General features: G+C 52.3%; 18 protein-coding genes. 1 reads left to right on the top strand and 17 read right to left on the bottom strand.

The window, feature by feature from the left end:
* Positions 1 to 74: 74 nt before the first annotated feature.
* The 11 genes from OH144_RS08775 to gndA form a co-directional block, all read right to left on the bottom strand.
* Positions 75 to 230, bottom strand: a complete 156-nt coding sequence (locus OH144_RS08775) for a hypothetical protein (protein WP_266205923.1) — start codon at positions 228 to 230, stop codon at positions 75 to 77.
* Positions 231 to 561: 331 nt separating this feature from the next.
* On the bottom strand, positions 562 to 765 hold the full coding sequence (locus OH144_RS08770; RefSeq protein ID WP_266205922.1) for an MBL fold metallo-hydrolase: 204 nt from the start codon (positions 763 to 765) through the stop codon (positions 562 to 564).
* A 354-nt stretch (positions 766 to 1,119) separates the two neighbouring features.
* On the bottom strand, positions 1,120 to 1,866 hold the full coding sequence (locus OH144_RS08765; RefSeq protein ID WP_266205921.1) for a PRC-barrel domain-containing protein: 747 nt from the start codon (positions 1,864 to 1,866) through the stop codon (positions 1,120 to 1,122).
* 24 nt (positions 1,867 to 1,890) lie between these two features.
* Positions 1,891 to 2,094, bottom strand: a complete 204-nt coding sequence (locus OH144_RS08760; RefSeq protein WP_266205920.1) for a hypothetical protein — start codon at positions 2,092 to 2,094, stop codon at positions 1,891 to 1,893.
* Between the two features lie 263 nt (positions 2,095 to 2,357).
* The gene (locus tag OH144_RS08755) at positions 2,358 to 2,813 is read right to left on the bottom strand and encodes a cold-shock protein (RefSeq protein ID WP_266205919.1); all 456 of its coding nucleotides are present in this window, start codon (positions 2,811 to 2,813) and stop codon (positions 2,358 to 2,360) included.
* 65 nt (positions 2,814 to 2,878) lie between these two features.
* Positions 2,879 to 3,106, bottom strand: coding sequence for a hypothetical protein (locus OH144_RS08750; protein WP_266205918.1), 228 nt, complete (start codon positions 3,104 to 3,106; stop codon positions 2,879 to 2,881).
* A 115-nt stretch (positions 3,107 to 3,221) separates the two neighbouring features.
* A complete protein-coding gene (locus OH144_RS08745) occupies positions 3,222 to 3,413 on the bottom strand; it encodes a cold-shock protein (protein WP_266205917.1) in 192 nt (63 codons plus the stop codon).
* Between the two features lie 182 nt (positions 3,414 to 3,595).
* The gene (locus tag OH144_RS08740) at positions 3,596 to 4,387 is read right to left on the bottom strand and encodes a membrane or secreted protein (RefSeq protein WP_266205916.1); all 792 of its coding nucleotides are present in this window, start codon (positions 4,385 to 4,387) and stop codon (positions 3,596 to 3,598) included.
* Positions 4,388 to 5,425: 1,038 nt separating this feature from the next.
* Positions 5,426 to 6,154, bottom strand: coding sequence for a 6-phosphogluconolactonase (gene pgl / locus OH144_RS08735; RefSeq protein WP_266205915.1), 729 nt, complete (start codon positions 6,152 to 6,154; stop codon positions 5,426 to 5,428).
* 21 nt (positions 6,155 to 6,175) lie between these two features.
* The gene (zwf, locus tag OH144_RS08730) at positions 6,176 to 7,684 is read right to left on the bottom strand and encodes a glucose-6-phosphate dehydrogenase (RefSeq protein WP_266205914.1); all 1,509 of its coding nucleotides are present in this window, start codon (positions 7,682 to 7,684) and stop codon (positions 6,176 to 6,178) included.
* A 130-nt stretch (positions 7,685 to 7,814) separates the two neighbouring features.
* Positions 7,815 to 9,233 carry an NADP-dependent phosphogluconate dehydrogenase gene (gndA, locus tag OH144_RS08725; protein ID WP_266205913.1) on the bottom strand — a complete coding sequence of 473 codons (1,419 nt, stop codon included), beginning with the start codon at positions 9,231 to 9,233 and terminating at the stop codon, positions 7,815 to 7,817.
* Positions 9,234 to 9,613: 380 nt separating this feature from the next.
* On the opposite strand from gndA, the gene OH144_RS08720 reads away from it, so the two are divergent.
* Positions 9,614 to 10,423: a PepSY domain-containing protein gene (locus OH144_RS08720; RefSeq protein WP_266205912.1), complete on the top strand. Its 810-nt coding sequence runs from the start codon at positions 9,614 to 9,616 to the stop codon at positions 10,421 to 10,423.
* Between the two features lie 41 nt (positions 10,424 to 10,464).
* On the opposite strand, the gene OH144_RS08715 is transcribed toward OH144_RS08720, so the two are convergent.
* The 6 genes from OH144_RS08715 to OH144_RS08690 form a co-directional block, all read right to left on the bottom strand.
* Positions 10,465 to 10,734: a hypothetical protein gene (locus tag OH144_RS08715; protein WP_266205911.1), complete on the bottom strand. Its 270-nt coding sequence runs from the start codon at positions 10,732 to 10,734 to the stop codon at positions 10,465 to 10,467.
* A 79-nt stretch (positions 10,735 to 10,813) separates the two neighbouring features.
* Positions 10,814 to 11,296 carry a hypothetical protein gene (locus OH144_RS08710; RefSeq protein ID WP_266205910.1) on the bottom strand — a complete coding sequence of 161 codons (483 nt, stop codon included), beginning with the start codon at positions 11,294 to 11,296 and terminating at the stop codon, positions 10,814 to 10,816.
* Positions 11,297 to 11,374: 78 nt separating this feature from the next.
* Positions 11,375 to 13,471: a copper-translocating P-type ATPase gene (locus tag OH144_RS08705; RefSeq protein WP_266205909.1), complete on the bottom strand. Its 2,097-nt coding sequence runs from the start codon at positions 13,469 to 13,471 to the stop codon at positions 11,375 to 11,377.
* 1,377 nt (positions 13,472 to 14,848) lie between these two features.
* Positions 14,849 to 15,616 (bottom strand): MBL fold metallo-hydrolase, encoded by a 768-nt coding sequence (locus OH144_RS08700; RefSeq protein WP_266205908.1) that lies wholly within the window; start codon positions 15,614 to 15,616, stop codon positions 14,849 to 14,851.
* Between the two features lie 59 nt (positions 15,617 to 15,675).
* Complete coding sequence (locus OH144_RS08695) at positions 15,676 to 16,563, bottom strand: helix-turn-helix domain-containing protein (RefSeq protein ID WP_266205907.1); 888 nt, start codon at positions 16,561 to 16,563, stop codon at positions 15,676 to 15,678.
* Between the two features lie 232 nt (positions 16,564 to 16,795).
* Positions 16,796 to 17,188: a VOC family protein gene (locus OH144_RS08690; RefSeq protein WP_266205906.1), complete on the bottom strand. Its 393-nt coding sequence runs from the start codon at positions 17,186 to 17,188 to the stop codon at positions 16,796 to 16,798.
* Positions 17,189 to 17,326 lie beyond the last annotated feature (138 nt).

Below are 17,326 nucleotides of genomic sequence, written 5' to 3'. Positions count from 1 at the left end.
TTGGACTAAGGTACGGATAAAAAAACAGTGCGGACACCGGTAGCGCCCGCACTGCATACTTATGCAGCTTTTGCTTATTTTGGCTTGTTCTTAAATTCGTTGACAGCTTCGCTCAGGTCAAACACTTGCGTTTGGGGCAGGGACGCCTGCAGGATGCTGAAACCGGCTGCGGAGCGGTAGCCCCCGGCGCAATGCATCACCACGGTCTTGTCTGCAGGAACCTCTTCCACGCGCTCCCGAAACTCCGGTACGGGATGTTGACCGCCTTGTCAAAAAACTTACAACCCTTCACCTCTGACTCGTTGCGTATATCCACGACGGTATACTTTTCAGGGCTGCGCTTAAAATCCTCCAGGGATATGAGCGGAGACTGTTCTTCCGTGACGCCCTCCACGACAAAAGCCCTTTTTATAAGTAGCTCCTAGCCGATCTTGGCTGCTTTGCCGATTAACTCGGAGAGCGCCTGCCCACTGTCTGCCACCAGATAAAACTTTTCACCGGGGCCCACGTTGCTACCCAGCCATCAAATTTGGCCCCGTTCTGGATGTTGAACGCCCCCCTTCAATGAAGGGGGCACGCGGATAATACGCGCCCACCAGGGTATGGGTATAAATGGTGGCGCTTATTTTTCTTGTGTATCTCCAGGTGCGAGCTCAAGAAATCCGCGTGCGGGTGCGTCTCGATCACACCCACGATGCGGGCATCATTTTCCGAGGCGAAATCATAGTAGGGCTCCGGATTACGGGCCGGGTCTACCAGCTTCACTTCCCTGGTCTGCTCGCTTAGGATGGCGTAAGAGAGATGAGCTAACCCCTTGTCATTAAGTTGCTTTACTTTTATGGTCTGGATCGGTTATTTTCGGTTATACTTTGCGAATCTAGTTGTGTTCTGTTCCGGAGGCATGGTGTCGCTCCATTTTATCGTACAAAGATAGTTCGGTAGAATTTCGTAGTCTGTGATCATTGCCACTCAAGCCTGCTCGAAGACCATACTTCCTTCTTTCTGCCCATCTGCGCCGCTTGCAGCTTAAGAGCCGCCGGAGGAAGTACAGGAAGCCGCAAAAAGCAAAGCCACATCGCTGTGAACGATGTGGCTTTACAACTTGAAGTAACGCAGCGCTTACAGGTCCAGGGCGCGCCTCTTCAGAAGTATAAATTCCTCTTGCGTAATGGAGCCTTTCTCGCGCAGGTGCTCCAGCCTTTCAATGGTAGAGATAGACTCTTCCACGGATTTCGGCCCCCTTTCCTCGTGGCGAAGGTCTGTGTCTGACGGATCTGTTAGCGTTTCATCATAATCCCGGGTGGAGTAGATTTTCTCGCGGTATACCTCCTGGTCCGATGTATAAAACCGGTCCTCGTCGAAGGAGGCGTCGTTATAGAAATCGCTGGGAATATTGCCGGAACGTGTTTTCTGCTCGTGCAGCGCCTCGTCGAACTCTTCCCGGTGCTCTGCTGTGGTGCCCGGCATGGTGGCGCGCTGGTTTCGCTGCAGGGTATCGCGAACGGCATACTCATAGTCCTCGGAAATCGGCCCGCCCTGGTAAACAGGGTAGTTGCTTACGGTGTTGGAGTCTATGGCCGACACAAACACCTTCTTTCCTTTCTTATCCAGCGCGGCCACACCGATAGGCACCAGCAGCCGCTGGTCGTCGCCGGTGTTAAAGAACCTGCGATCAGCCAACACGGCCAGGTAGCGCACCTTCATGGCAGCCGGGTCAAAGATCAGGTCCCTAACCATGCCCAGGCTCTCGCCGTCGGCCCCAACCACTCTCCAGCCCAGTACATCCGGGTTATCCTTGGCCACTTTATAGTCTTTCATGGCGCTTAGCGGCACCAGGCGCTCGTTTCTAAAATCCTCGTTTTTCATAGCTTTGCTTTCTTAGTTTCATTTTTATACTACTGTAATGGCATGAGAGGCAAGCTGCGTTTCGGCAGGGATTACCATGCCTGTGGCAGGGGCCTCCTGGAACTCCACTTCATCGGGTTCGTTCGTCAGTTCATACAGTGCCCAGACGATCAGTGCTATAATTACCAGCAGCAGAATTAACCAGGGCCACATAGATTTCTTCTTTTTCTCAATATTGATTTCAGCCATCTCGATAGATCGTTTTTTCCATAGTTTAGGTTTGGCGCAGCGCCCGCAAATCAGCAGGCAGCCGGCGGTGTTGGTAATACGCTGATCATGAGATATATGTTGAAATTGAGATGCAGGAAGGTGGTGCGGAGGCGGCACAAAGAATAAATAGGGCGGGCAGAACCGGGCGGGTAGGGCAAAAAAAAGGTGCCCGTTGGGGCACCGATAAAGCTACTCCTGCCTTTCGGCTATAGAACCGAAAGGTACTGATTTAAGAGGTTGTGTTAGGCGATCTTCACATTCACGGCGTTCAGGCCTTTCAGGCCTCTCTCCACCTCAAACGTTACCTTGTCGTTCTCCTTTACAGGGCCGCTCAGGTCGTTCTGGTGCACGAAAATGCTTTCCTGCGTGTCGCTGTCCTTTATAAAGCCATAGCCTTTCGAGGTGTTGAAGAAGGTCACCGTTCCTGTTCTGGTCAGGTCAGTCGGCTCCAGGTCTTCCTGCTTCGGCACCCCGATCTGGATGTCTTCCTGCTTTACCTCTTTCCGCTTCTTGGTTGGGTCTGGCGGGGTAGAGGTAATATTGCCCTCATCATCCACATAAGCCAGCATGTCCTCCAGGTCCTGGCCCTTGCTGGACGAAGCCTTCCGGTCCTCTTTCTTCTGCTCCTTATCCTGCCTCTTCTTGAGGCGTTTCTTCTCTTTTTCTTTTTTACTAAAGGTTTCCTGTGATCTACCCATATATTGTTAATGATCTTTGATGTTCTTTATTATACTTGCCGGATGCCCCATAGGGTTTAAAATCCTTAATATTGGAACATGTAGTTGGTGCCGTTGCGGATCCACTTCTCAAAGAAAGTGTTATCGTTAAACTCGCCGGACACCAGTTCTTCTTCGGTACTTAACTCTTCTGAGCGCGAGCTCATAAATTCCTGCAGCGCTTCCTGGTTGTTAGGTATCCAATCCTGTCCCTTCTTTAGTGCTACGCATATGTATTCGCGAGTGGTGGGGTCTACTATATATTTTCTATTCATGGAAGTGGTTTAAAGGTATAACGATCGGAAAGCAGCAGGCGGTGCCTGCATCCGCAGGTAAATAAAAAAGCCCTACTTAACGTAAGGCTCTTTTAGGATAACTTGTATGTTAAAACTAAGCACGCTTAACGTTAACCGCGTTTAGTCCTTTTCTACCTTCTTGCAGGTCAAAAGTTACCTCGTCATTTTCTTTGATCTCGTGTACCAAACCTGATACGTGTACGAAGTACTCCTGATCTGAATTTGCTTCCTTAATAAACCCAAACCCTTTCGAGTCATTAAAGAATTTTACTGTTCCTTGATTCATATTATGTTGATTATTATACACCTACTACATAAATGGCGGTGTATTTGTTCATTATTTCTTACAATGTACGATAAATATTTTACAAAGCCATTTTTAAGCGGATTAAAATCACTTATTTATTTTTTCGGCCACTGCGCCTGCACGCCAAATAAGTATGAATCCGGGTGTCTTTTTGGGTAGCGCTACAGGCGCTCCCATACTTCGTTGATGGGCTTGCCGGTGCTGCTGGTGCCGCTGTGGTGCCACTTGCCGTCCCGTACTTCAAAGTCGAAACTGAGGCTGGCCCCCACGCGGCTGGAGTCGCGGGAGAAGAACTCGATGTGCTCGGTGTACGTTCCGTTTTCGGCGGTATACGTGCCGCCGCCGGTGCCGGAGAACTCCTTAGTCTCGGTGTTAAAGGCAATCCACTGGAAGCGGTCGCCGGAAAGGATCTTGAGTGTTTTTCGCGGGCCGGTGGTATGGATCGGGTTCACTTTGCCATCCTGTCCGGCGCGGCCGGTGATGCGCCAGGCGCCTTCCAGTGGCGAGGCTGTGTTTTTGTCTGTCCTGGCCCAGGTCTGCTTCAGGTTATCGCCGCTTAGCTGCAGCTGCCCGTTCTGCAAAGTATAATCAAGTGTGTTGGAGGTGCCCACCACGGCCGAATCCAAGGTATTATACTCGAGCTGCTGCGTCAGCTTTCCGTCCTTTAATGTATAGGTGCCGCCAAAGGTGCCGATAAACTTCCTGTCTGCTTCGCTGAAGTAGGCCACGGTGAAGTAACCGTCCTCCAGCATGGCCACGGCCGTGGCGCCTTTTGGCAGGGTAGCAAACTGGCCTGCGCCGGAGGTCAGCTGCCAGGCCCCCTTCAGCGCCTCCTGCTGCTGTGCTTTCTGCCCGGTTCGTAATATTCCATCGGACTGAGTGGCTGTGGGCGGAGAGAAGGCACAAAGTATAGAAAGAGCAAGGTGCAGCGTGTGGGTAAAGATAAAGCTCATAGGGATAGGTCTTTAGGTTCAAGTGCTTAAACGTGCTTCCTGTTTTTGGGTTGATCGGAGCTATATATGCTTTGTTTTCAACCTTCTGTAGGGTTGAAAAGCCATACCTTATACTTGGGCTATACCTTTATACTTGCCGGTTTATACTTTCCCTGGCGCAAGCGTCCGCTTGTGCCTTTGCCTTGTTCATGGTGCAGGTCTTCAGACTTGTATCCTACGATGGCGTCTGGTTTGCAACCCGACTGGCTTGAAACGCCACACTTTCACTTCAGTTAGGCTATTACTTTTATACTTGCCAGTTTATACTTGCTGATTCATACACTGGCTATACTTTATACTTTCCTAGCCGCTGCTTCCTTCAACCTTAACCAAGCTATCCTTACTAGCTCCCGCTGATCCTCAGCTTTACAGCCTGCTCGTTTCATTTCTGGCTTTGGTGCTCTCAAGCCCGAGAGGGCTCGTCCTGGGGGTAGGGGCCCTCGATAAGGGCATCGCGCTGGGAGCTTTTCCTTTGCTCCTGCGTCGCAATGACTCGCTCACGCTCGCCACCGGAAAAACTCGCATAGGCGCTCAACCCAAAGACTGGGTATCATTTCGATAGCCGCTGCTGACGGAACTTGAACAGAGCTCCCTCCCCTGTTCTTAGGGGAGGGTTGGGGCGGGGTAGTCTCCCTTTGAAGGGGGCAAGGGGATGTAATCGTCTGCGGATAATTCCCCTCCTCGGAGGGGCTAAGGGGTGGGTTTACATCTGTAGGGACAGGTCGTGACCTGTCCGCGCGATACCAGTGACTATGAAACCTATACTTTCGCTAAAGCAATTTCAGCCCCCCCTCCTGGGGGTAGGGGCCCTCGAAAAAGCTAAGGAGGGGCAGGGGTGGTTGGACCCGATACTACTGAAAGCTCCCGCTCCTGTTTTCTGGGTAGAGGCAGGGCAGGAGGGACTTCCCGTTTTATACTTTGTATTGCTGTCGGATGGATGTTCATCCCAAAGTATAAAAAAACAGCCTCTCCGTAAAACGAAGAGGCTGCCGATCATGCTTATTTATACTTCTCCAGCCGCGAGGCGGCTTTATCATCCACAAACCAGTAGATTTCTCCCTGTTGCGGCCTGATGAGCTGCGAGGGATATTCCTCCGGGTTTCTTTCGCCCTCCAGCACCTCGTACAGCGCCTTGGCTTTGTTCTCCCCGAAGGTCATGAACAGAATTCTTTTTGCCTGGTTGAGGAGGGGCGCCGTAAGTGTGATGCGGTGCATCGATTGTGGCTCCAGGTAGTAAGCCTGCACCCAACGCGACTGCTCCTGCAGCACCTCCGTGTGCGGGAATAAGGAGGCAGTGTGGCCATCATCTCCCATACCTAAGAGTATAAGATCAAAAGCAGGCACCTGGCCTTTGAAATGATCTTTCAGGATCTGCTCATACTTCTGCGCGTACGCTTGCGGCTCCATGTCCTCCCACATCGGGTAGATCTGTTCCTGCGGTACCGGTACTTTGTCGAGCAGCAGCTCTTTGGCCATTTTGGCGTTGCTGCGATCATCCGTTAAAGGCACCCAGCGCTCATCGCCCCAGAAAATGTAGGTTTGCTCCCACGGCATCTGATCCTTGTAAGGGGCCTTTGCCAGCAACTGGTACAGCTCCTTGGGGGAGGAGCCGCCGGTTAAGGCCACGGTAAAGCGCCCGTTTTTCTGCACTGCTTCCTGCGCTGCGTCTACAAACAACTCGGCGGCTCGTTGGCTCAGGTAGGAGGTATCTTTGAAAATGGTTACCATGATGCTATCCTTGTTTAGGTTCTACTTCGTTACGGCTACGGTCCAAGTATGGCCCTTGCGGGCGATCAGCGCCTCTGCGTTTTCGGGGCCCCACATGCCGGCCGGGTAGTTCGGGAACTCCAGCGATGGGCGCGACTCCCAGGTTTCCAGTATGGGCGTGATCACATCCCAAGCCACTTCCACCTGGTCGGAGCGCATGAACAGGGTTGCATCGCCCTGCATGGCATCCAGCAGCAGTGTCTCATACGCCTCCGGCGACTGCGACTGGTGCGAGTAGGCGTTAAAGTCGAACACCATCTCGGCTGGTGTAAGCGCCATGTCCAGTCCCGGCTTCTTGGCAATGAACCGCAGGCGGATATCCATCTGCGGCTGTATGTTGATGATCAGGCGGTTTGGCAGGATGTTTTCGGACATGGCCGACGGGAAGGTAAGGTGCGGCACCGAGCGGAACTGCACCGTAATAGAGGTCGTCTTCTCCTGCATGCGCTTGCCGGTGCGCAGGTAAAACGGAACACCCTGCCAGCGCCAGTTGTCGAGGTAAAACTTAATGGCCGCGTAAGTCTCTACTGTAGAGTTCGGGTCTACGCCGGCCTCCTGCCGGTAGCCAGGCACCTGGCGGCCTTTCATCCAACCCGGACCATACTGCCCGCGCACGGCATATTTGCCCACCTCCTCGCGCGACAGGCGGCGAATGGCCTGCAGCACATCCACTTTCCGGTTACGGATTTCCTCTGCCTCAAACGAAATGGGCGGTTCCATGGCCACCATGCACAGCAACTGCAGCAGGTGGTTCTGGATCATGTCGCGCAGGGCGCCGGCGCATTCGTAATAGCCGCCGCGGTCTTCCACGCCCACTTCCTCGGCCACCGTTATCTGCACGTACTCGATGTAGTTCCTGTTCCAAAGCGGCTCAAAGAGCGCATTGGCAAAACGGAAGGCCAGGATGTTCTGCACGGTTTCCTTGCCCAGGTAATGGTCGATGCGGTAGATCTGTGATTCCTGGAAAGTGCGGGTCAGCAGTTGGTTCAGCTCTTTGGCGGACTCCAGGTCGTGGCCGAACGGCTTTTCCACCACAATGCGGTCGTGCTCCGGGTTGCTGGCGATGCCAACTAGTCCCAGGTTGATGGTGATGGGCTCAATAAAACGTGGCGACACCGACAGGTAGAACAGCCTGTTGGCGCGCGTGCCCCACAGGGCCTCGATGCCCTCGATCTTATCGGCCAGTTGCCTGTAAGCCTGCGGGTCGTTGATGTCGGATGACAGGTAATAGATCGAGTTCTGGAATGATTCCCACTGCACGTCAGCCGGCTTGCCGCTTCGCGAGAACTCGCCAAGCCCTTCGCGCAGGTGATGCTGGTAATCCTTGTCGTCGGACTCCGAGCGACCCAGGCCGATGACGGCGAATTGCTCGGGTAGCCATCCATCCAGAAACAGGTTGTAAAAGGCAGGTATGAGCTTCCGCTTCGCCAGGTCTCCTGTACCGCCGAATATCACGGCTATGGTAGGGCCCGTTTTATGGGTTTCTTTCATTAGGTGTTATGTAATAGGTATTGAAGGCGGCAAAAAGCTGTCTCAGCCGCCCGTGGCTATGCAAAGGTAAAGTATGGATTCTTCAGATCTTGTATTTCCGCTTTAAAAAGACTACCCCGAAGCAGGCACGTTAGCTCCACTGGGTATGGAAAAGGCCCTCCTGATCGATGCGCTCGTAGGTGTGCGCACCAAAGTAATCGCGCTGTGCCTGTATCAGGTTCGTCGGCAGAGTTTCGCTGCGGTAGGCGTCGAAGTAGCTGAGCGAGGCCATAAAGGCAGGCATGGGCATGCCTTTGTCGATGGCCAGCTTCAGGATGCTTCTGATGTCCTGCTGGCGGTCCAGCAGGTCTTTGCCGATTTTGGGGTCCAGCAGGAGGTTCGGCAGCTCAGGGTTTTTATCGTACGCCTGCCGGAAATCCTCCAGGCACACGGCACGGATAATACAGCCACCGCGCCAGATCTTGGCCACCTCCTGCAGTTGCAGGCCATAATTGTAGGCCTCGGACGCCAGGCGCAGCTGGGCCATGCCCTGCGCGTAGGTAGACACCATGGCAAAGTAAAAAGCGTTACGCAGGTGGTTCACAAGCTCGTCTCGCTGAGCAACTGTACTTGCCCCCAACGTATGGTTTGGTAAAAGTTTGGCCGCCTCCACGCGCTCCTCTTTATACTTCGACATGTCGCGCATCAGCACGGCCATATCAATGGACGGAACGGGCGCCTGCAGGTCCATGGCATTCTGGGAGGTCCACTTGCCCGTGCCTTTGGAGCGGGCCCTGTCGGAGATCACGCTCACCAGGCGCTTGCCTGTAACTTCGTCCTCTTTCTTGAGGATCTCGCCCGTGATCTCGATCAGGAAAGATTGCAGCTCTGTCTGGTTCCACTGCTCAAAAACAGCTTGCAGCTCCTCATCCGAAAAATTAAGCCCGCGCTTGAGCAGGTCGTAGGTTTCAGCAATCAGCTGCATAATGCCGTACTCGATGCCGTTGTGCACCATCTTTACATAGTTGCCCGCTGAGCCGTTGCCCAGGTAGGTGACGCATGGCTCGCCGTTAACCTTGGCGGCCACGGCCTCGAAGGTAGGGCGCAGCCGCTCGTAAGCTTCGCGGTTGCCGCCCGGCATCATGCTTGGGCCGAAACGCGCGCCTTTCTCGCCCCCGGAAATCCCCATCCCGAAGAAGTGGATCCCTTTCTCGGCCAGCTCCGTGACGCGACGGTCGGTGTCCGGGAAGTAGGAGTTGCCGCCATCCACGATAATATCGCCCGGCTCCAGCAGGGGCAGCAGGCTGGCGATGACCATATCCACAGGCTTGCCCGCCGGCACCAGCAGCATCAGCGCGCGCGGCCTGCGTATCGACTTCACGAATTCTTCGGCGGAGGTGGTACCACGGACCGGTTTGCCTGCCCCGGCCTCTGTTTCGAGCGCGCCGGCTTTTTCCGGGTCCAGATCCAGGCCAATCACCGCGACGCCATGGTCGGCCATGTTAAGCGCCAGGTTACGGCCCATCACGCCAAGGCCAACCATTCCGAATTCGTATAGTGTATTGTTCATTTGCAGGTTTAGGTTAAGGTTCCAGCAAGCGAAGGCCACACCGCCCGAGCAGGTGCAGAGGCCGTGTTGCTGATCTTCGGCTTTATTTTTAGGTAAAACTACAACATAAAATAAATCTATACATCAAAAAAAGCACGAATGTGTTTGCCGGAGAAGAGGATAGGCAGGGATTTATACTTTGCCTGATGAGACTTATACTTTCATCCTAAACTTAAATTAGAGCGGATGCAAAAGTATAAGAGGGGTGTTTTCATACTTTAAACAGAAACGAAGGATGGGTTCTGCAATGGATCAGGAGGAAGCCTCCATACTTGATTCCTTATCATAAAATCTATATTGCCTGAGTGAAAGTAATTTCCTTAAATCGCTATATTAGTTATATGAAGCTAAGGAGCAAACAGTACTATATCCGCAAATCGCACCGCTATCTGGGGCTTATACTTGGGGTGCAATTCCTCTTATGGACAGTCGGTGGACTGTATTTCAGCTGGAATGACATTGACGAAGTGCATGGGGATCACCTGCGGAAAGAAAAGAGACATATCCCTGCATCTGTTAGTATGGTTTCGCCGCAGGTGGTGCTGGATAAGCTAAAGGCGGAGAGCCAGGTAGATTCCATCCTTTCCATTCAGGTAATTGAGCTGGGAGGGGAGCCAGTTTACCAGCTTCGTTATTTTTCCGGAAGTACAGACCACGCAGCGCATGAGGCAGGAGCGCACGCTGCAGGCCAAGCCTCCAACATAAAAGTGCAGTTAGCAAATGCCGCCACCGGCTCCCTATTACCCGCGCTTACCGAAGCCCAGGCTATTGCCGTTGCCAAAAGCCAGCTAGCAGGCCCGTTCAAGGTTGAAAAAGCGGTGTACCTGACCGAAGTGGGATCGCACCACGAGTACCGCCATAAACCGCTTCCGGTGTGGGCCATCACGCTCAGCCAGCCTGCCGAATGCACAGCTTATGTAGCGGCGGAACTAGGTACCTTTCAATCCATTCGCCACGACCAATGGCGCGTGTTCGATTTCCTGTGGATGCTGCACACCATGGACTATGAGGGGCGGGATAATTTCGGGAATATCCTGCTGAAGGCATTCTCCATTTTTGGCCTGATGACGGTGGTCTCAGGCTTTGTACTGTATTTTATATCCTCTCCGTCTGCAAGAAAAGGCAAGAGGCGCCTACTTAAGGCTGGTTAGACAGGCCCAGGCTGGCGGGTAGCACTGTTGGGGGCATTTCTCTAAAGCGACACCTCCAGCTCATACTTCTTCCGTTCATTGTTCTGCTCCAGCTCCACCTCATACAGCAAATGAGTGCCTGCCGGAAAATAATCCTGGTCTACGTACGGCGACCTTGCCTGCTCCGTCAGGGTGTCCCAGGGGCCATTGTTCACGCTACGCCTCACCCTTACATCGCCCAGGCAGTCTTTGTTGAATGATATGCTGCGCCCCTGCTCCAGAAGTTCAACAGCAGGTAGTCTGTCTGGATGCTCTGTACTTACGTCTGTCATTTTGCTAAGTGTTTTGGGTTAAAGATGCCCCTCCCGAACTAAGGTTTTGGTAGTGTTCAAGCCTGGGGTAGGTCGTATTTTATTTGGTGGTATTGCTCATATTCTTCATCGCCTGCTGGTAGCAGTTCTCACCCATCATGCCTTTCTGGCGCATCTGCTGCATCATGCCCTGCATCAACTGGCGGTGCTGGGTCATCATCTGCGCCATCTGGGTGCAGTTAGCCGAGTCTTCGGCACAGGCGGCTATCATTTGCTGCATCATCGTGCGCATGTTTTCCCGGCTCATGCCACCCATCATAACGGTATCGCTCATCATGATGGTCGTATCCCCCATCATGCGGTCCTGGCCCATCCCGCTTCTTCCCATCATCATGCCGCCCTGCGGATGCGCGCGCATGGCCTGCATCATCTCCTGGCGCATCTCGGGGTTATCCATAATGGTGGCGTATACTTCTTTGCGCTGTGACTCGGAGTCCATTACCTCCTGCACGCTTGCCTGCCGCTGACAACTGCTTGCTGTTAGAAGAAGCAGGAAAATGGCTGGTGCTATTAAGTTTTTCATAGTTGTAGGGAGTTATATTTTTATATGTACGCGCGCTACAACGTATAGGGCCTTCCTTTCCTCAAAGTATAGCCGGTTTTACTTGATCTCCCTGCGCAGCAACTGGGCATTAATGGCCACGATCACCGTGCTCAGGCTCATCAGGGCAGCGCCCACGGCGGGCGAGACCATGATGCCCTGGTGGTAGAGCACGCCTGCGGCCAGGGGCAGGGCGATCAGGTTATAGCCGGTGGCCCAGATCAGGTTCTGAATCATTTTGCGATAGGTGGCTTTGCCGAAAAGGATAAGCGAGGCGATGTCCTGCGGGTTGCTGTTCACCAGGATGATGTCGGCCGTTTCGGCGGCCACGTCAGTGCCCGAGCCCACGGCGATGCCCACATCGGCCTGCGCCAGGGCAGGGGCGTCGTTCACGCCGTCGCCGGTCATGGCCACGAACTCGCCTTTTGCCTGCAGCTCTTTTACCTTCTCCTGTTTCTGGTGCGGCAGCACGTTGGCCAGGAAGCCATCCATCTGCAGGTGGTCGCTCACGCTTTTAGCTACCCGCTCGTTGTCTCCGGTCAGTAGCAGGTTCCGGATGCCATGCTGTTGCAGTACCTGTATGGCTTTAGCCGATTCTTCCCGTATCTGGTCGCGCATGGTAATGTAGCCAACCGGCTTTTTTTCCACCAGCACGTACACCACTGTTTCCACGCCTTCCTCTGCCTGACTGGCGGGCACGGAGATGTTGAATTCCCTGATGTAGTTCGGGCCCACTACTTTTACGTCTTTTCCTTCCACCATACCTTCGAGCCCTTTGCCCGGCAGGTAGTTAAATGCCTGTGAAGGAGGCACGGTTATACTTTCTTCCTTTGCCCTGCGAAGTATACTTTGGGCAATAAAGTGTTCCGAGTTCTGCTCCACAGCAGCGGCCAGGCGCAGCATTTCCTGCTCGTCCATGGCCTTGTCAAAAAGCACGACAGAGGCAATTTCATGGGAGCCCTGGGTCAGGGTGCCTGTCTTGTCGAAGATGACGGTGGTGATCTTGCGGGAGTTTTCGAAGGCAGTTCGGTTGCGGATAAGCAGGCCGTTGTTGGCCGAAACAGCCGTGGAGATAGCTACCACCAGCGGCACTGCCAGCCCCAGTGCGTGCGGGCAGGAGATCACCATTACCGTCACCATCCGCTCCAGGGCAAAAGCCAGGTTCTGGCCTAGTAGAAGCCATACGGCAAAGGTGCCGAAGCCGGCCGTTAGGGCCACGTACGTCAGCCATTTGGCAGCCCGGTCGGCCAGGCGCTGCGTCTCTGACTTAGTTTTCTGCGCTTCCTGCACCAGGGTGATCACTTTGTTGAGGTAGCTTTCCTTGCCCGTAAACTCCACCCGAATCCGTAGCGCCCCGTTGCCGTTTATGGCGCCGCCGATGACTTTTTCGCCCCTGGTTTTCTTCACCGGCTTGCTCTCGCCAGTCAGCATACTTTCATTCAGGTGGCTTTCCCCGTCCTCCACCACGCCATCGGCGGGCACTTTCTCGCCTGGCTTTACTAATATCAGGTCGCCTTTCTGCAGCTCCTCGATCGGTACTTTTACTGTTTCCCCGTCGCGGATCAGCATGGCCTCAGCAGGCATCATACTTACCAGCAGCTCCAACGCCTTGGAAGCGCCCAGCACCGAGCGCATCTCGATCCTATGGCCCAGCAACATGATCACAATCAGCGTGGCCAGCTCCCAGAAAAAGTCCATTCCCTCCAGCCCGAAAACGATGGCGGAGCTGTAGAGGTAGGCCACCGTGATGGCCACCCCTATGAGCGTCATCATGCCCGGCGCGCCTTTCTTCACCTCTTCTGCTAAGCCTGTTAAAAAAGGCCAGCCGCCGTAGAAATAAATGACAGAAGATAGTACAAAGGCGATGTATAGGCTGTAAGGAACATCCAGGGAGAAACCCAGTATGTGCTGCACCATCGGGCTGAGAATGATAACGGGCACAGACAGCACCAGCGATACCCAGAAGCGCTTCTTAAAGTCCGCGATCATCATGCGGTGGTGGTCGTGTCCGTGCTCACCATGCGGCGGATGTGTATCGCCGTGCATGGCTTGCTCGTGGCCGTGCAGCGCTTTTTCTTCCAAGCGTTCGGTTGCCTGGTCTTTCTGCTCCGTGGCCTGTTGGTGGTGATTTTTATTGTGCTGGTGCTCGTGGTTCATCTTATTTGCAGTTTGCCCGGTTTCAGAAGTTTATACTAAGGGGTATCGATTGTGTTGTCAATCCGGAAAATTGTGTAAATGATTTCTGTTTTTCTGTAAAACCATGATCAGCAGGGAGAACGATGCAGGCAAGAGAAGCTACTGGCACAAAGCCTGGTGTTTCGGCACCCATAACTTCTAAGCGGTGTTTGAGATGATATAAAGTAGAGAACCCGGAGAAATGATAGGAGAAGTAGCTGCTAGAGGGGAGGCACCTGCAGGGTAGGGGTAAAGTATAGCAGGAGGGAAGTAAGAAGGCCACGCATAGTAAAACGCCTCTCTGGCGCAGGCGTCCGCTTGTGCCTTTGCCGCTGCTATATTTCATCCTATCGCTGGCGCGAGTTTGCAACTCGTGTCCTACGATGGTGTCGGGTTTGCAACCTGACTGGCTCGGAGAGCCATACTTCAACTTTGGCTTTACTTCCTTAGCCGCCTCCCTGGCCTTTCGCTGGCGCGGGCTTGCAGCCCGTGCCTTTTATACTTGAGCCATACTTTATACTTTGGCTCTACGCTTCTAGCCGCTGCTTCCTGCAACTGGACACAAGCTATACTTAATAGCTACCGTTCATCCACTGCTTTACATCTAGCTCGTTTCATTTCTGGCTTTGGTGCCCTCCAGCCCGGGAGGGCTCGTCTTCCCGCATCGCGCTGTGTTCCCTTCCTTTGCTACCCTTCGGTCGCAATGCCGCCAAGGCGGCACCGGAATCTCACAAGGCGCTCAACGGAAAGACTGGGATCGGATTCGATAGCCACTGCTTTAGCGACGGAGCAAGTATAAGTGGAAGTGATTTTTACTTTGCCTCTTTTGTCCTAAGTCACATAGTCTTTCGTCCGAAATTCCGGATAGATCTCTCGCCCTGCTCGAGCTGACAGGGAAAGGAGCAAGTATAGCTCCCTCCCCTGTTCTTAGGGGAGGGCTGGGGAGGGGTAGTCCTCCTCGGAGGGTAGGGGTGGATGGGACCGGTGCTAAAGAATTCCCCTCCTCGGAGGGGCTAGGGGTGGGTTTATACTTGTAGTTGCAGCTTAGCCTCCCTTCCTCCAGGATCCTTCCAGGATGACAAAGAGGAAGGCGTAATTACGGTTCTCCTCAGGACTAACCAACACGCGGGTTTTGATGGAGCGAGCGTAGCTCCCAGGGGTAGGTTAACGGCAACTTGATACTCCCACATATCTGATAACGCTGGGAATTGAATGAGGGAGGTATAGCAGGATAGGGTTTCAGGATAAGCAGATCATCTTAGTAATTCCTTACAAAACACATGCACGAAGCATCTCTGTGTTTTGAGATGTTTCGTGCATGTGTTTTGAAAAAGTACTACCTGACTGTAGAGTCGCAGATTAAAGGGCTATTACTTCACCATCCTGCGGAATGATTAGCTTCTCTTTTGCGATTCCCGATTCCTCAGCTTTCTGGCGCAGCGTGGTTCTTGTGGTGCGGCAATGGTCCAACGCATCCATATGAACGGCTATTACCCCGGCATTTCCGCTTTCCTTTATCAGCGACACCGTCTGTTCTTCGTCCATCAGAATAGGCGTTGCTTCAAAGCCAGGGAAAGCCGCACCGCCCGAGTTCGTTACAATATAATCCGGTTTATACTTTTGGATGCTCTGCTCCACTTCGTCAATCCAGATGCTATCGCCCACAATATAAATGGTAGGCTGGTTCTCTGCTTGCAACACAAAGCCCGAAACAGTGCCCATTTGTTTCAGGATTTCTCCGCTGCCGTGCTCGCCACCTGTTCTGTAGATGGTGATGCCGTTCCAAACGGTGCTCTCCTGTACTGTTTCTGCATTGGTGAAGCCTTCCTTCTGAAAGAATTCCTCATCGGCAGGCTGATTGATTAGCTTTATACTTTTGTTCAGCGTTGCACTGGCCACCGGATCGAAGTGATCGGGATGGGTATGGGTTACCAATACCAGGTCTACGTCCTTCGTAATTTCTTCAATAGACGAAGGTAGATCAACCATTGGATTTCTTGCCTTGCCTGCCAATGGGTCGATGGACTCCTTCGGCATCAGCATAGGGTCTACCAAAATCTTCTTGCCGGCATAATGAACCACCAGAGTAGCATTCCGGACTAACTGTATACTATTGCTTTTTGACATATCGTATTGAATTTAAATCTATTAAGTTCAATGCAAAGGTAAGGGCGCAGTTGTTGTGCTTAGGTACCAAAGCTATTTGCCTTGCTACCATTTTGATAATCGGCAAGGAAGGCGGAGGTGGTTTGGCCGGTTTGGGTCTTGAAAAAGCGCATCAGGTGGTTGGGCTCCGAGAAATTCAACTCGTGCGCTATATCGGCTACCGTTAGGTCCGAATGAATCAGGTAATTTTTGATTTCGAAGAGCAGCCTCTGCTTAAGTAGGTGTGTAGCCGTTACGTTGAATTGGGCCTGTACCGATTTGTTGAGCGTGATCCTGCTTATCCCCAAAAGGTCCGCATACTCACTGATCCGCTGTTTTTCCTTGATTTGTAGCTCCAGCAGTTTCTTAAACTGATAGGCATAGTTGTTCTCCGGCTTTTCGAGCGGCAGGTTATTCTGGTGCGCGTAATCCCGGTTGAGCCTGAGCAGTAAATAATAGAGAAGGGAGCGGATGAGGTGTTCGCTGTCCGGATTGGCTTCTTTCAGCTCGGTATGGATCTCCGTAAGTGTACTGCAGGCTTTCTGGATATACTCTGCAGAAACGTTCATGCGCAGCGGATGATCGAGCTGGTAAAAGTATAGAAGCCGGTACGTGAACAGCTTATCGGCAAAAAAGTCGTTGAGAAAATCTTCCTGAAAGATCAGAAACGTGAAGTCCAGGTGGTCCGGGTCTAGTTGCCATTGCCGCTTCTGGAAGGGTGAAATAAAGACAATAGAATTATCGCTCAGGTTGATCTTTCGCTGGTTTAACAGCACGTGCCCATTTGCCTTCCGGAAAAGCAGAACCTCAAAGTAATCGGTGTTGTAAACCTCTGTGTCGGTGTAAGCTTCTTTTAACTCATTGCCTGAACCTACCCGAAGCAGGACTTCTACGCCGCACTGTGTTTTATCGAATTTTATTGTTCTCAAAAGTTCGGTCTTTTTCTGATGTACGCTTGGTGAGATGGTGAAAGTATACTGAACGGTTTAGAACTTTGTGTTGTGGAGGTAAGCCCAGCCTATATCTAAAAGCCTAATTGAAAAACTAATGTATAGCCTTTGATCGTCCGCCCACCACAACACAAAACCCATGTTGGCTGCAGGCTATTGTCATTTAATTTAATGCTCAAATTTTTTAGACGCAATATGAAAGAAGCAAATTCTATTTTTCATTAAGAAGCATCCACGACGTTCCAAACTTATCACGGAGCATAGCAAAGCGATTCGCAAAGAAAGTCTTTTCCATCTTCATAAAGATTTCGCCATCACTGGAAAGCAGGTTATAAATGAGTTCTGCTTTCTCCGGCGTGTCAAGTCTAAGCGTTAGATAGGCGCTGCGCATAGGTTCGGCATCAGGAATGTCGGCACCCCTGACCACAGTACCGCCAATCTCTATTATTGCATGAAGAATTGGTTTCTTCCATTCTTTTGGAAAATTGGGAGGCGGTTGTTGGTGAGGTGTCATCATTGTTATTTTTCCGCCAAGATGCTGCTCGTAAAACCGGAATGCTTTTTCGCAATGCCCGGGATAGTTGACATAGATGTCAAGTTTCATGGATTGGTCGGTACTCATAAGTCATGTTTTTTTAGCTTGTTTGATGGAAGGTTAAATTCTCCGTAAAGATGATTTTGACTTTCAAAATTTAAAGTGTGGAGTTACAATAAATTGAAGGCATAACTGCGTTAGTTATAA

It is taken from the genome of Pontibacter kalidii, assembly GCF_026278245.1.
GTDB classification, from domain to species: Bacteria; Bacteroidota; Bacteroidia; order Cytophagales; family Hymenobacteraceae; genus Pontibacter; species Pontibacter kalidii.
Note: the sequence above shows the minus strand (reverse complement) of the source record. Positions and strands in the feature narration are given on the sequence as shown.